This is a genomic window from Meiothermus granaticius NBRC 107808, assembly GCF_003574355.1.
Classification (GTDB): Bacteria; Deinococcota; Deinococci; order Deinococcales; family Thermaceae; genus Meiothermus; species Meiothermus granaticius.
Genome location: NZ_QWLB01000063.1, coordinates 1 through 13,664, shown reverse-complemented (window position 1 = coordinate 13,664; position 13,664 = coordinate 1). Strand labels below are relative to the sequence as shown.

Sequence of the window (13,664 nt, the reverse complement as noted above, 5' to 3'; positions counted from 1 at the left end):
GCGTGGGCACCGATGGGGGGGTGGGTGAGGGCGCAGCCGGGGTGCGTACCGTATGGCTCAGGCTGGAGCTCGTGCCCGAGGAATTCATCGCAACCAGCCGGTAGGCGTAGACGGTGTTGGGCTTGAGGGAGGTGTCGGTATAGTTCTGTGTGGGGGCCTCGAGCACGGCCACCTGGGCATAGTCCTCCGGGGGTTCATCGGCCCGCTCGAGGCGATATCCTGCGGCCCCCGGAGCTTCCGACCAACGCAGCAGCACTCGGTCTGAGGCCAAGGCCTCCGCCATAAACCAGGCCGGGGGTTCCGGAGGGGCAGCCGGAACGGTTACTGTCTGCACTGCCGCGGCGCTTTCGCCTGCATGGTTGTGCGCACGGAGTCGGTAGGTATAGGTGGTGCTTGGGCTGACTTGGTCGGAAAAGCTGTACTGGTCGGCCGGTAAAACCCCCAGGCGGGTAAAGCCAAGGCTCTCTGAGGCACCGGCCTTGCGCTCGAGCACATAGGCCGTGGCCCCCCTTGTAACCCCCCATTGCAGCTCCACCTGGCGCCAAGACACGGCCCGGACCGCAAAGGACGTGGGGGATTCCGGGGGCTGAAGGGAAGCCGCGCATCCCACCAACCCCAATCCCAGCATCCCCCAAAGCAACCGTGCCATCCCCTATCGCCCCTAATCTCAGTGTAGGGGAGTTGTCTCTCGAGCCGGGCTGAATTGCGTTTCGGAGGGCGTTATCCCCTGAAATCTGTCCCTATGCATATTGGGGCCGGGTGTTACCACGGCTCAAGCCCCCCAGCTTCAGGCTTAACGCCGGGCGTGACCCATAACCCTTGTCCGGGCTTGGAAGCGGCTATATTGGAGGGCGAAGGAGGTGATCGCGTGAATCAACGGCGTAACTATAGGGGGGTTTCGGCCTAAAGCAGCGCTTAGCCTCTGTGCAATTGGGCTAAAGCAAAGCCCCGCAGCGCGTCCTGCGGGACTTTTGGGTTTAGCAAGACCGCACCCTGCTGGCCTCGGTAGGGGTTTGCCGTTTGAACCCCACTGCAATACCATGTTGCGGTGCAGGAGATCAAGCCCCTACTCAAAACCACCATTGCCGAAGCATTGAACCGCCTGGGCGTTGCCGAGTTGCCAGAGATCATCGTGCAGGAAACCCCTCCAGGCAAAGAGGGCGACTACGGCACACCGGTCGCCATGGGCCTGGCCCGGGTCTTGCGCAAGGCGCCTCCCCTGATCGCCACGGAGATTGCCGAACGGCTCACCCTGCCCGCTTGGGTTCGGCGGACCTTCGTAACCGGCGGATACCTCAATTTCGAGCTCGAGCCGGCCTTTTTGGCCCAAACGGCTAGCCAGCCCCTCGAGCCCCTCACCCCGCAGCCGGGGAAAGTGCTGCTCGAGCACACCTCGGTCAACCCCAACAAGGAGCTGCACGTCGGGCATCTGCGGAACATCTGCCTGGGGGATTCCCTGGCCCGCATCCTGCGCTTTGCGGGGCGCGAGGTCGAGGTGATGAACTACATTGACGATACCGGGCGTCAGGCTGCCGAGAGCCTGTATGCCCTCGAGCACTTCGGTCTGGGGGATTCGGAGGGAGACCAAAAATACGACCATTTCGCGGGTGAGGCCTACGTTCGGCTGCATCAGGAGATGCAAGACCCCGAGAAGAAAACCACCATCGAACACGGCGTGCAGGAGACCCTGCACCGCCTCGAGCGCGGGGAGCTGCGGGGCGCGGTGGAGCGCATCCTTCGGGCCCAGCTAGAGACCATGTACCGCCTGGGAGCCGAGTACGACGCCCTGGTCTGGGAGTCGGATATCGTGCGCGAGGGGCTTTTGGAAAAGGCCATGCAGGCCCTGGAGGGAACCCCTTACGTCCACCGCCCCACCGAGGGCAAGTACGCCGGGGCCTTCGTCATGGACATGTCGCCCTTTATCCCCGGCCTCGAGGATCCCTACCTGGTGCTGATCCGCTCCAATGGCACCTCGACCTATACCGCCAAGGACATCGCCCTGCAGTTCTGGAAGATGGGCCTCTTGGGCGGGGTCAAGTTCAAGCCCTACGACACCCAACCCAGCGGCCATGCCCTCTACAGCAGCGCTCCTGAGGGCCAACCGATGGGGTTCGGCGCGGCTACCGAGACCATCAATGTGGTAGACGCGCGGCAGAGCCACGCCCTGCGCATCGTGCAGGCCAGCCTGGAGGTGGAAGGGCGGCCCGACTTGGCCCAACACTGCTTCCACCTGGCTTACGAAACGGTGCTCTTGGAGGGGCAGCAGATGTCCGGGCGCAAGGGCATCACCGTTTCGGTGGACGAGGTGCTGGACGAAGCCGTGCGCCGCGCCCGGGCCATCATCGCCGAGAAAAACCCCGAGCACCCCAGCCCCGAGACCGCTGCAGAAGCCATTGGGGTGGGGGCGGTGCGGTTTGCCATGATCAAAAGCGAGGCCAAAAAACAGATTGACTTCCGCTACGAGCAGGCCCTCTCCTTTGAGGGGGATACCGGCCCCTACGTGCAGTACGCGTTTGCTCGAGCCTGCTCCATCTTGCGCAAAGCCGAGGAACAAGGCCTGGGGGGAGAGGCTCCGGATTTCTCTCAAGCCACTGCCTATGAACTCGAGCTGGCCAAGGTGTTGCTGCGCTTCAGAGAAACCGTTCAGGAAGCAGCTCGGGCCAAAGCCCCCCATCTCCTGGCTCAGTACCTTCTCGATCTCGCCGCAGCCTGGAACACCTACTACAACGCCAAAACCCCCGAGGGCAAACCGGCCACCGTAGTGCTGGGGGCCCCAGAGGGGCTGCGGGGATTGCGCCTGGGGCTGGTGCGGTCCTTGCAGCGCACCCTCCAGCTGGGGCTGGGGCTGGTGGGATTGCAAGCGCCCGAGGTGATGTAGCCCACCCATTGATTCCTCATCTCGCACATACGACAATAGGGCGGGTTTATTGATGACGCACGCTCTGCCCTTCTCCCGACCGTATCCAGGCTGGTTCACCCCATTCGCCCGCACCCTCCTCGAGCGAACCTGGAGGGGACGCCATAATCTGATCCCGCTCAGCTTAGCCCTGGGCACGATCCTCCTTTCCCCCAGCCTGGCTCAGGCCCCCCGCCTGACCACCCCAGAAGAGGTGGCTCGAGTGGAGGTGATCCGCCGGGCCATGCCCGCGGTGGTTAAAATCTCAGGGATCGTACGGGATCCCCAGACCGGTAACGAAGGCCCCACCAATGGCTCAGGGTTTTTCTACAGCTCCAACCGCATCATCACCAACTACCACGTGGTCCAGGATCTGCGCGATATCAGCGTGGAGCTCTTCGATGGGCGCAGCTTCCCAGGGACGGTGTTTGCCGTAGACAAGGGCATTGACATCGCCATCCTGAGCATCCAAGGGGCCACCGCCCCAGCACAGCTAACCTTCGGCAGCTCGCAAAACCTGCCCACTGGGATGGGCTTGGTGGTGATCGGCAGCCCCTTTGGCCAAAGGAATCTTGCCAGCTACGGGATTCTCTCTGGAGTGGGCCCCACCACCGCCCAGAAGAATGACCTTGACCCCGAGATCGGCTCGGAGATCGGCGACCTGCTCTTCACCGATGCGCGCATCATGCAGGGCAACTCCGGGGGGCCGGTACTGGATCTCCAGGGCCGGGTGGTAGGGGTCGCCAACAGCATCCTGGGGGACATCAGCGGGATCGGTGGGATCGGGGTGGCCATCCCCGGCGATCTGGTGAAGCAGAGCGTGCAGGACCTGGAGCGCTTTGGGGTACCGCAGCGCGGCGGCCTGCGGGCCACCTTGGTAGACTTGACCGATCTCGATCCGCTCTTGCTGGGCAAGGTCGGCCTGCTCTCCACCAAGGGGGCCATGGTGGAGAAGGTTGAGCCCGGAGGGCCCGCCGCCCAGGCCGGGCTGCGCCCGGCCCAACGGGATCAGCGCGGCAAGCTGATCGGCCTTGGCGATATCATCCTGGCGGTTAATGGCAAAGCCATGCGCAACGCCGGAGAAATCACCCAGACCCTGGCCCGCTTCCGCCCAGGGGATAAGGTCAAACTCACCATCTGGCGCAACGGGCGCAACCTCGAGGTCACAGTGACCATGATGGCCCGGCGGTGAACAGACCCAGGCTTCCCCTTTAGTCCCCGAGCCTTTAGCCTTGAGGCGTGTATGTGGTGATCGAAGGGGTAATTGGGGTGGGCAAGACCACCCTTACGCGGTTGTTGGCGCAGCGGCTCGGCGCCGAGCCGCTGCTGGAGGTGGTGGAGGAAAACCCCTTTCTTCCCCTGTTCTACCAAGACCCCGCCAAATACAGCTTCCAGGTACAGGTGTTCTTTCTGCTCTCGCGCTACAAGCAGCTTCTGCCGCTCTCGCAACCCAGCCTGTTTGCCGGGGGGATAGTGGCTGACTACTTCTTTGACAAGGACGCCATCTTCGCCGCCATGAACCTGGAGGGCCCCGAGTGGAACCTTTACTCCGACCTGTACGCCAACCTGGCTCCGCGAATCCCCGCTCCCGACCTTACCGTCTATTTGCGGGCCCCACTGCCGGTGATTCTGGAGCGCATCCGACGCCGTGGGCGAACCTTTGAGCGGGAAATTAGCCCGGCCTACTTGGAGTGCTTGGTGCAGAGCTATGAACGCCATTTCGCCACCTATCCCCACCCGCTGTGGGTCATCAACACCACCGAGTTCAACTTTGCCGATGACCTCGAGCACCAAGCCTGGATTGTGGAACAGGTACGGCACCGCCTGGAGGTAGGGGCCCGCTGAGGTTCCCCGCTTATGTACGTGGCTATCGCGGGTAACATCGGCTCAGGAAAATCCACCCTGACCGCGCTTCTTTCCGAGCGCTACGCCCTGCGAGCGGTGTATGAAGCCGTGGACGAAAACCCCTATCTGGCAGACTTCTATGCCGATATGGGCCGGTGGGCCTTCCAGTCCCAGGTGTTCTTTTTGTCCAAGCGGCTCAAGCAGCACCTCGAGGAGGTCAACCCTGCGGTTCACGTGGTACAAGACCGCACAGTCTTTGAGGACGCCTATATCTTCGCGCAAAACCTCCACCTGGAAGGGCATCTGTCTCAGCGCGACTGGAGCACCTATCTCTCGCTCTACGAAGGCATCGCCCCGGCCCTGCGCAAACCCGACCTGCTGATCTACGTACGGGCCAGCCTTCCTACCCTGCAAGCCCACATTCAGCGACGCGGACGCGAGTACGAGCAGCAGATTCCCGCCGAATATCTGGCCGCCCTCAACCGACTGTATGAAGCCTGGATCGCTGCTTACGACCTTTCTCCGGTGCTGGTGATCTCCAGCGACACGGTGAATTACGCCGATGACCTCGAGGATCGGGAGCTGCTGTTTCGCATGCTCGAGGGCTATGGGCTCAGCAGGCCGCTGGTTTAATAGCGGTATGACCCTGACCCAGCTCTTCGCCCCCTTTGGCCTATCCGCCCCCGGTGTGGAGGTGAAAGGGGTAACCCAGGATTCCCGCTTGGTTCAGCCTGGGTTTGTCTTTGTGGCCATCCCCGGGGTGGCGCTGCCCTCAAGGCCCCCACTGGATGGGCATGACTACATCGCGCAGGCTCTGGGGCGCGGGGCGGTGGCGGTGGTGGGAAATAAGAACCTAGACCTGCCGGTTCCCTACCTCCAAGTTGCCGATGCCCGCGCGGCCCTGGCCGACCTCTCGGCGGCCTTCTGGGGCTATCCGGCGCAAAAGTTGAAGTTGGTCGGTGTGACCGGCTCCAAGGGCAAAACCACCGTTACGGTGCTGCTCCACCACCTGTTGCAATCGGCCTCTCCACCGGTGGGCCGGCTCTCCACGGTGGGGGTCAAAATTGGGGATGAGGAGCTCCTTTTGCCCGGCCACTTCACCACCCCCGAGGCCCCGCAGGTGCAGGAGATGCTGCACCGCTTTGGGGTAGCCGGGTGTCAGCAGGCGGTGCTCGAGGTGAGCAGCCACGCGCTGGCCCTGGAGCGGGTGCGGGGGCTTACCTACGAAGTGGGCGTCTTCACCAACCTCTACCAAGACCACCTCGACCTGCATGGCAGCATGGAAAACTATTTTGCTGAGAAAAAGAAGCTCCTGGAGCGCTCGAGGTTCGCGGTGGTGAACAGCGACAACCCCTGGACCCAAACCCTGGCGGGTCGCCCCCAGACCTGGACCTACGGCGCCCAGGGCGACTGGCGGCTACAGCGTCTGGAGGAAAGCGGCAGTGGCCTGTCGTTTGAAGTCATCTCGCCTATCGGGTCGTTCCCGGTGCAGTTGCCCATGCTGGGGCGCTTCAACGCCGAGAACGCCCTGGCCGCCCTGGCCGCCGCCAGCCGGATGGGCCTCTCGGTGGCGCAACTCCAGGCCGGGCTGGCCCGTTTTCCGGGTGTACCGGGCCGGATGCAGCTGGTGCAGCGTGAGCCTTTTCGGGTGGTGGTGGATTTTGCCCACACCGGGGCCAGCCTCGAGGCCGCCTTGCAAACCCTGCGCCCCACCACCCAAAACCGCCTGCTGGTGGTGATCGGGGCCGCCGGCAACCAGGATCCAAGCCGCCGAACGGGCATCGGGCAGGTGGCGGCTCGCCTGGCCGACCTGGCCATCTTCACCGAGGAAGACCACCGCACCGAGCCCCTGGAGGCAATCCTAAAGACCATGGCCCGGGCCCACGGCGACCCCCGCCGCTATGTGCTGGTGCCCGACCGGCGCGAGGCCATCCGCTATGCCTTAGAGGAGGCCCGGCCCGGTGACACGGTGCTCTTCTCGGGCAAAGGCCACGAGCGGACGCTCGAGCGGGGCACCGAGGTACTGCCCTGGAACGAGGTGGAAGAGGTGCTGAGGGCCCTTGAAACGCTGGGCCGCTAGCCGTGGGCGGCATTGGTGGTATCCCCAGGGTACAGGTAGACTCCTGATATGCACCGCGATGTTCTGGTCGGTTGGTTGAACCGTTTTCTACGCCTCTCCGAGTTCCAAGATCCCTCCATGAACGGGCTCCAGGTGGAGGGAAAGGCCACCATTGGCAAGGTTGGGGCAGCGGTGGACGCGGCCCAAAGCATCTTTGAAAGGGCCCGCCAAGAGGAGGTGGATTTCCTCATCACCCATCATGGGCTGTGGTGGGGGCAGCCCTTTCCCATCGTGGGATACCAGAAGCGGCGGCTCGAGACCCTCTTTGCCGGCGGTATCAGCCTCTACACCGCCCATCTCCCCCTCGACGCCCATCCGGAGGTGGGCAATAACGCGGTCATGGCCAGCAAGCTGGGGTTGAGCGAGCTCGAGCCCTTGGTGGTCTCCAAGTATGGCCCCATCGGGATCATCGGTCGGCTCGAGCCCCCCCAGACCCTCTCGCAACTGGGGGATCGGCTGGGGGGGCTGACCGGGATGCAGGTACTGGTCCACCAGGGCGGGGCGGAGGAGGTCTCGAGGGTCGGGGTGATCTCGGGCGGCGCGGCGGGCGAGATCGGCACCGCCAAGGCCCTAGGCTGCGACCTCTTCATCACCGGTGAGCCCTCGCATGCCCATTTTCACGAGGCTTTCGAGCTGGGCATGAACGTGATCTACGCCGGGCACTACGATACCGAGACCTTCGGGGTCAAGGCGCTAGCCCAGCGGATCGAGGAGGAGTTCGGCCTGCCCTGGGTGTTCATAGATCATCCGACCGGGCTATGAGTGGGCTCTTCCTGACCTTCGAAGGCCCCGAGGGGGCGGGCAAATCCACACAGGTCGGGCTGCTCAAGGGGTGGCTCGAGGCCAACGGACACGCCGTGCTCAGCACCCGCGAGCCCGGTGGAACCGAGCTAGGCAGGGGTATCCGCCAGCTTGTACTGCATCAGGCGGCCATGAGCCCGGAGGCGGAATACCTGCTCTACTCCGCCGACCGCGCCGAGCACGCGCGCGCGGTGATCCAGCCGGGGCTCAGGGAGGGAAAAGTGGTGCTGTGTGACCGCTGGTTGGACTCCTCGCTGGCCTACCAAGGCTACGGTCGGGGGTTAAGCCTGGAGTGGCTGCGCCAGGTGGCCCGGGGAGCCATCGCGGATCTTTGGCCGGCCTGCACCTTCCTCTTTGACCTGCCCCCCGAGGTGGGGTTGGCCCGCTTTGAGGGGCGGGACCGCCTCGAGCGCGAACCCTTGGCCTTTCACCAGCGCGTACGGCAGGGCTACCTCGAGCTGGCCCAGGCCGAACCGGAGCGCTTCGTCGTGCTGGATGCCACCCAGCCGCTCGAGGCACTTCAGGCCGCTGTGCGAACGAAGCTGGCTTCACTCCTGTCTCAGCCGGGCATGGGATAACCTAGAGCTATGCGTGCGCTTTTGGTTTCCCTGGCCCTGTTGCTGGGCTCGGCCCTGGCCCAGGCCACCGATGGCCTACCGGTCTACTCCTTCAAGGTGGTGAACACCTACCCCCACGACCCCCAGGCCTTTACCGAAGGGCTGTTCTATGCTGGGGGGTTTCTCTACGAGGGCACCGGTCTGAATGGCCGGTCCGAGCTCCGCAAGGTAGAGCTTCAAACCGGTCGGGTAGTCCAACGCCGGACCTTAGACCCCAAATACTTCGGGGAGGGGATCGCGCTCTTTCAGGGGCGCTTCTACCAAATGACCTGGCAAAACGGGATCGGCTTCCTCTACGACGCCAGCTTCAACCCCGTTGGCAGCTTTCGCTATGAGACCGAGGGCTGGGGCCTGACCACCGACGGTAAAACCCTCATCCAGAGCGACGGCTCAGCCACCCTGTACTTCCGCGATGCCAACTTCAAAGTGCTCAAGACCCTCACCGTGACGGCCGAAGGCAAGCCGGTAGAAAAGCTCAACGAGCTCGAGTACATCCGCGGAAAAATCTACGCCAACGTTTGGGAAACCAACCGTATCGCCATCATCAACCCGAGCAACGGCAAAGTTGAAGCCTGGCTCGACCTCAGCGGCCTAGCCCTGCTGGTGAACAATCCCGATCCCAATGCCGTGCTCAACGGCATCGCCTATGATGCCGCCAGCGATCGGCTCTGGGTGACCGGCAAGCTCTGGCCCTATATATTTGAGATCAAGGTGGTGGGGAGATGAGGACCCGTGGCAGACCGGTTGGCCTAGCGTGAATCCCGCTCAAGCCGGAGATCTGACCACCGGTCTGCCCCCACTGCCTCCACCGTTATGAAAAGCTATGCCCTGGGTCTGGTTGCGCTGCTGGTAGCGGTGGCCACAGCGGGATATTTCTACGCCGGGCGCACCCTTAACGCCCCACCCCCCACCCTCCCCAAGCGCACCGTCAGCATCGAGAGTGCAGGGCACGTCCTCAGGCTGCCGGTAGGGCTGGTCCTAACCCCCAGACAGTGGTTTGTGAGCCACCGGGGGGATCTATTGCAGGTCGAAGGGCTTTTTCACCAATTCCCGGAGGTCCGCGATAGCCCCTGGAACACCGCTGGGTTTCGCTATGCGGTCTCGGTGGCCTTCCTGGATGGCAACGGCAGCATCCTCAAAATCATGGATATGGAACCCTGCTCCAGCCCCTCCCCGCGCACCTGCCCCGAGTATGCCCCGGAGGTGGCGTATCGCATGGCCCTCGAGGTGCGCAAGGGTTGGTTCACCCAGCACAAGGTTCGTCCAGGGGATGTGGTGAGGCTGGAGAATCGCTAATCAAAAGCATGCTTTCTCTTCTCGAACCCCCGGTTTCCGTGTAGAATCAACTCTTGTTGCAAGGAGTGCCCCATGGCCGAACCCGGAATTGACAAACTTCTGAGCCTTACCGACTCCAAATACCGCCTTACCGTGGTGGTTGCCAAGCGTGCCCAGCAGCTTCTGCGCTACGACTTCAAGAACACCGTGCTCGAGCCCTCGGAAATCCCGCGGATGCGCACCCTCGAGGGGGAAAAACCCGACCCCAATCCGGTGACCTGGGCCATGCAGGAGCTGCGTACCGGTCGGCTCGAGATCGGCGAAGGGCTAATTGTAGAGGATCGCCTCAATCGGTTCCTAGATCAGCTCTATCCTCGCGAGGCGGCTGAACTCCCCAGCGCGGAATAAGGCCCTGGCCCTACCCAGGGGCTCTGCATGAAGATGCGAAGCACGCCCCCGGTCATGGCGGGGAATTTGCCCTTGCGATTTGGAATTGGGTCTGAATATTCTGCATATACATTCTTGTATAATCTTTACTCGAGATCTCTATGGCGAGCAAAGAGCAACGTCACCGAGCGATTCAAGAAGTGATTAGCAATGAAAGCATCTCTACCCAGGCCGAGCTGGTCGAACGGCTGCGGGCCCGGGGCTACAACGTGACTCAGGCCACAGTGAGCCGGGACATCAACGAGCTGCGGCTGGTGCGGGTTCCCCTGGGGCGGGGTAAGCACAAGTATGCCTTGGCCCATCTCGAGCTGGCCGAGGATGCGATGGAGGAGCTGCGGCGAATTTTTCAGACCTTCGTCCACGACGTGGATCGGGGGGAGAACGTGGTGGTGCTCAAAACCACCGATGGCCATGCCACCGGGATCGCCCTGCTGATGGACCGCCTGCGCCGCGACGACATCGTGGGCACCCTGGCCGGCGAAGACACCATCATGGTGGTGGGGCGCACGGTAGCCGAGGCCCAAAGCCTGCAGGAGGAGCTCGAGGGGTTGCTGGCCTAAAGCGGCGCCCCGGCCTTTGAGCCCCTAAACCCCATGCTGGAATTCGCCGCCAAAGCCTTTGTCACCCTCTTCGTGGTGATCGAACCGTTTGGGTTGGTGCCTTTTTTCCTGGCCTTAGCCGGCGGTCGGTCCCATGAAGAGCAGCGCCGAATTGCCCGAAAAGCGGTATTTGTGGCCGGGGTCTTGATCCTGGTCTTTGCCCTTTTGGGACGTGCGGTGTTGCAGTACATGGGAATCAGCCTCGAGGCCCTCAAGGTAGCCGGTGGGCTGCTGCTGTTTCGCATCGCCCTGGACATGGTCTTTGCCCAGCACGAACGCGAGACCGAGGAGGAAGAAGCCGAGGCTCGAGCCCGCGAGGACGTCTCGGTGTTCCCTATGGCCATTCCCTTCATCGCGGGACCGGGTACCCTGGCCAGCACCCTGATCCTTACGGGGGCGGCCCCAGGGGGGGCGCTGGGCTTCTGGCTGGTGCTTCTGATGGCCGCGCTGGTGCTGGTGCTGACCTACCTCTTGCTGCGGGTCTCCATGCGGCTTTCCAGGGTGCTGGGGCGTACTGGAATCAACGTGGTGACCCGGGTCCTGGGCATTCTCCTGGCCGCACTGGCCGTGCAGTACGTGGCCGATGGGGTACGGGTTCTGCTCAAGCTGTAAATCCAGCCCAGCCCCCTTGAGTTTCAGGGCTGAGCGCGTAAACTAAGCCCTGTTTGCGCGACACCTTCAGGAGCCTTTTGCGATGACACCAAGCTGGGTCAAAGAAGCCATCTTCTACCAAATCTTTCCCGACCGTTTTCACCGAGGCACCGGCCCCCTGCCCAACCCTGTGCCCGCCAGCCAAGGATTCGAGGCCTGGGAAGCCCTGCCCACCCTGAGGGGATTCAAGGGAGGCAACCTGTGGGGGGTGATCGAGAAGCTCGAGTACATCCAGGAAATGGGCTTCAATACCCTCTATTTCTGCCCGGTCTTCGCCTCTACCGCCAACCACCGCTACCACACCAGCGACTACTACCAGGTAGACCCCATCCTGGGGGGCAATGAAGCCCTTAAGAAGCTGCTGGAAGCCGCCCATGCCCGGGGAATGCGGGTGATCCTGGATGGGGTGTTCAACCACTGTGGGCGGGCCCATTTCGCCTTTCAGCACCTGGTGGAAAACGGCGCAGCCTCTCCCTACCGGGACTGGTTCTATGTGTATGGCTTCCCCCTGAACGCCTACAGCGGCAAGGCCAACTTCGCCGCCTGGTGGAACAACCCCGAGCTGCCCAAGTTCAACACCAACACCCCCGAGTGCCGTGAATACCTGCTGGGGGTAGCAGAGTATTGGCTGCGCCAGGGGATTGACGGTTGGCGGCTGGACGTGCCCAATGAGATCGACGATGACCGCTTCTGGCAGGAGTTCCGCTCGAGGGTCAAGGCCATCAATCCGGAAGCCTATATCGTGGGCGAAATTTGGGACGACGCCAGCCGTTGGTTGCAGGGCGACCAGTTCGACGCGGTGATGAATTATCCGCTGGGGCGGGCCATCCTGGGGTTTGTGGGGGGAGACACCCTGGACAAAGACCTGGCCGCCAAAAGCGGTTTGGGGCGGTTGGAAACCCTGGGCGCGATGGGGTGTAGCCACCGCCTAGAAAACCTCTTCTCGCGGTATTCCTGGGAGATCGTAACCGCCCAGATGAACATTCTGACCTCTCACGACACCCCCCGCCTGGTAAACCTCCTGCGTGGCGATCTGGAGCGCACCCGGTTGGCCCTGCAAATGCTCTACACCCTGCCTGGGGCGCCTACGGTTTATTACGGCGACGAGATCGGGCTCGAGGGGGGGCACGACCCCGACAACCGCCGGGCCATGCCCTGGGAGAAGGAGCACTGGAAGCTGCCCCTGCAGGATGCCGTGCGCCACATGGCCCGGCTGCGGGCGGAACACCCCCTGCTGCACAGCGGCAAATACCAACGGATTTACGCCCAGGACGGCCACCTGGCGTTTGCTCGAGTGCATGGGGAAGCGGCGCTGTTGGTAACGGTGAACGCCTCTCCCCAGCCTTGGAAGCTGCGCTTCCCCATCCACGGGTTGTGGTCGCGCGGGGAGCATGCTTTGGATTTGCTGCATGGCTCCCGAGCGCTCTGCCACAGGGGTTACCTCGAGGGAGAAACCCCCCTGGCCCCCTTCAGCCTGACGGTATGGCAGGTCACCGAGTAGGCTCCCGTCCAGGGTATGGGATAGACGCCTCGAGCAGAACCTGTAAAAATCAGACTCGGAGGAACATATGCCGCGTCAAGCCATCACCGAAGCCCCCGGCTCTCCCGCCGCGGTAGGGCCTTACTCCAAAGCGGTTCGCACCGGAAACCTGCTCTACCTCTCAGGCCAGACCCCCATAGACCCGGCCACCGGTAAGCTGATTGAAGGCGATGTGGGCCGACAAACCGAGCAGGTCTTCAAAAACCTCGAGGCCGTCCTTAAAGGCGCTGGCCTGAGTTTGGATCAGGTGATCAAAGCCAACGTCTACCTCACCGATATGGCCGATTTCGCGGCCATGAACGCGGTATACGCCGGGATGTTCCAGCCCCCTTATCCAGCCCGCACCACCGTTGCGGTCGCCGCGCTGCCGCTGGGGTGTAAGGTTGAGATCGAGGTGGTGGCGGAAATCCCCTAAAGGATGTTGCGGATTTCAGCGGGCCTGCTCGAGCAAACCCGGACTCACCTACGGCTCGAGGCCCCTCGTGAGGGGGTGGGGTTGTGGGTGGGGCGGTTGGGTCAGGTAGACCAGGTCATCCCCCTCCCCAACATCCATCCTCAGCCCACCCTGGCCTATCATGCCCACCCAGGGGCTCTGCTCCAGGCCGTGCAAAAACTAGACCGGGAGGGCCTGGAGCTCCTGGCCATCTACCACTCGCACCCTCGAGGCCCCGCACAACCAAGTTCCGCCGATCAGGCTCAGGCTTTTTGGCGGGTACCCTACGTGATCTTGGCCCTAGAAACCGGGGAGGTGCGGGCGTATATCCTGCCTCAAGGGAGTGAGGTGGGGATCAGCGTCGAGGATTGAGCATATGTGGAGCAAAGCAGAACTGGATCGCTACGCCCGCCATATCGTCTTGCCGGGGGTGGGGGGGGC

At 63.0% G+C, this 13,664-nt stretch carries 16 protein-coding genes; 15 read left to right on the top strand and 1 reads right to left on the bottom strand.

Annotation, left to right across the window (positions count from 1 at the left end; all coding sequences use genetic code 11):
- A partial coding sequence (locus Mgrana_RS15620) for a fibronectin type III domain-containing protein (RefSeq protein WP_147371315.1) occupies nt 1-649 on the bottom strand: 649 nt, incomplete at its 3' end.
- Between the two features lie 399 nt (nt 650-1,048).
- Between Mgrana_RS15620 and Mgrana_RS15615 the strand changes: the two genes are divergently transcribed.
- The 15 genes from Mgrana_RS15615 (at nt 1,049) to Mgrana_RS15545 (ending at nt 13,595) form a co-directional block, all read left to right on the top strand.
- Nucleotides 1,049-2,878 (top strand): arginine--tRNA ligase, encoded by a 1,830-nt coding sequence (locus tag Mgrana_RS15615; protein ID WP_119358516.1) that lies wholly within the window; start codon nt 1,049-1,051, stop codon nt 2,876-2,878.
- A gap of 52 nt (nt 2,879-2,930) precedes the next feature.
- On the top strand, nt 2,931-4,088 hold the full coding sequence (locus Mgrana_RS15610) for a S1C family serine protease (RefSeq protein WP_119358515.1): 1,158 nt from the start codon (nt 2,931-2,933) through the stop codon (nt 4,086-4,088).
- Between the two features lie 47 nt (nt 4,089-4,135).
- The gene (locus tag Mgrana_RS15605) at nt 4,136-4,741 is read left to right on the top strand and encodes a deoxynucleoside kinase (protein ID WP_119358514.1); all 606 of its coding nucleotides are present in this window, start codon (nt 4,136-4,138) and stop codon (nt 4,739-4,741) included.
- Between the two features lie 12 nt (nt 4,742-4,753).
- The gene (locus tag Mgrana_RS15600; protein WP_119358513.1) at nt 4,754-5,374 is read left to right on the top strand and encodes a deoxynucleoside kinase; all 621 of its coding nucleotides are present in this window, start codon (nt 4,754-4,756) and stop codon (nt 5,372-5,374) included.
- A 7-nt stretch (nt 5,375-5,381) separates the two neighbouring features.
- Nucleotides 5,382-6,821 (top strand): UDP-N-acetylmuramoyl-L-alanyl-D-glutamate--2,6-diaminopimelate ligase, encoded by a 1,440-nt coding sequence (locus Mgrana_RS15595; protein ID WP_119358512.1) that lies wholly within the window; start codon nt 5,382-5,384, stop codon nt 6,819-6,821.
- Between the two features lie 48 nt (nt 6,822-6,869).
- Complete coding sequence (locus Mgrana_RS15590) at nt 6,870-7,622, top strand: Nif3-like dinuclear metal center hexameric protein (RefSeq protein WP_119358511.1); 753 nt, start codon at nt 6,870-6,872, stop codon at nt 7,620-7,622.
- A complete protein-coding gene (tmk, locus tag Mgrana_RS15585; protein WP_119358510.1) occupies nt 7,619-8,239 on the top strand; it encodes a dTMP kinase in 621 nt (206 codons plus the stop codon). The genes Mgrana_RS15590 and tmk overlap by 4 nt, the downstream gene beginning before the upstream one ends.
- Nucleotides 8,240-8,248: 9 nt before the next feature.
- Nucleotides 8,249-9,004: a glutaminyl-peptide cyclotransferase gene (locus tag Mgrana_RS15580; RefSeq protein ID WP_119358509.1), complete on the top strand. Its 756-nt coding sequence runs from the start codon at nt 8,249-8,251 to the stop codon at nt 9,002-9,004.
- 87 nt (nt 9,005-9,091) lie between these two features.
- On the top strand, nt 9,092-9,574 hold the full coding sequence (locus Mgrana_RS15575; protein ID WP_119358508.1) for a DUF192 domain-containing protein: 483 nt from the start codon (nt 9,092-9,094) through the stop codon (nt 9,572-9,574).
- A 72-nt stretch (nt 9,575-9,646) separates the two neighbouring features.
- The gene (rpoZ, locus tag Mgrana_RS15570; RefSeq protein ID WP_119358507.1) at nt 9,647-9,961 is read left to right on the top strand and encodes a DNA-directed RNA polymerase subunit omega; all 315 of its coding nucleotides are present in this window, start codon (nt 9,647-9,649) and stop codon (nt 9,959-9,961) included.
- A gap of 140 nt (nt 9,962-10,101) precedes the next feature.
- Nucleotides 10,102-10,560 (top strand): arginine repressor, encoded by a 459-nt coding sequence (argR, locus tag Mgrana_RS15565; RefSeq protein ID WP_119358506.1) that lies wholly within the window; start codon nt 10,102-10,104, stop codon nt 10,558-10,560.
- Between the two features lie 33 nt (nt 10,561-10,593).
- Complete coding sequence (locus Mgrana_RS15560; protein ID WP_119358505.1) at nt 10,594-11,211, top strand: MarC family protein; 618 nt, start codon at nt 10,594-10,596, stop codon at nt 11,209-11,211.
- Nucleotides 11,212-11,293: 82 nt separating this feature from the next.
- Entirely contained in the window at nt 11,294-12,751 is a 1,458-nt protein-coding gene (locus Mgrana_RS15555; RefSeq protein ID WP_119358504.1) for a glycoside hydrolase family 13 protein, read from the top strand.
- A 67-nt stretch (nt 12,752-12,818) separates the two neighbouring features.
- Nucleotides 12,819-13,205: a RidA family protein gene (locus Mgrana_RS15550; RefSeq protein ID WP_119358503.1), complete on the top strand. Its 387-nt coding sequence runs from the start codon at nt 12,819-12,821 to the stop codon at nt 13,203-13,205.
- 3 nt (nt 13,206-13,208) lie between these two features.
- On the top strand, nt 13,209-13,595 hold the full coding sequence (locus Mgrana_RS15545) for a M67 family metallopeptidase (RefSeq protein ID WP_119358502.1): 387 nt from the start codon (nt 13,209-13,211) through the stop codon (nt 13,593-13,595).
- Nucleotides 13,596-13,664: the final 69 nt, after the last annotated feature.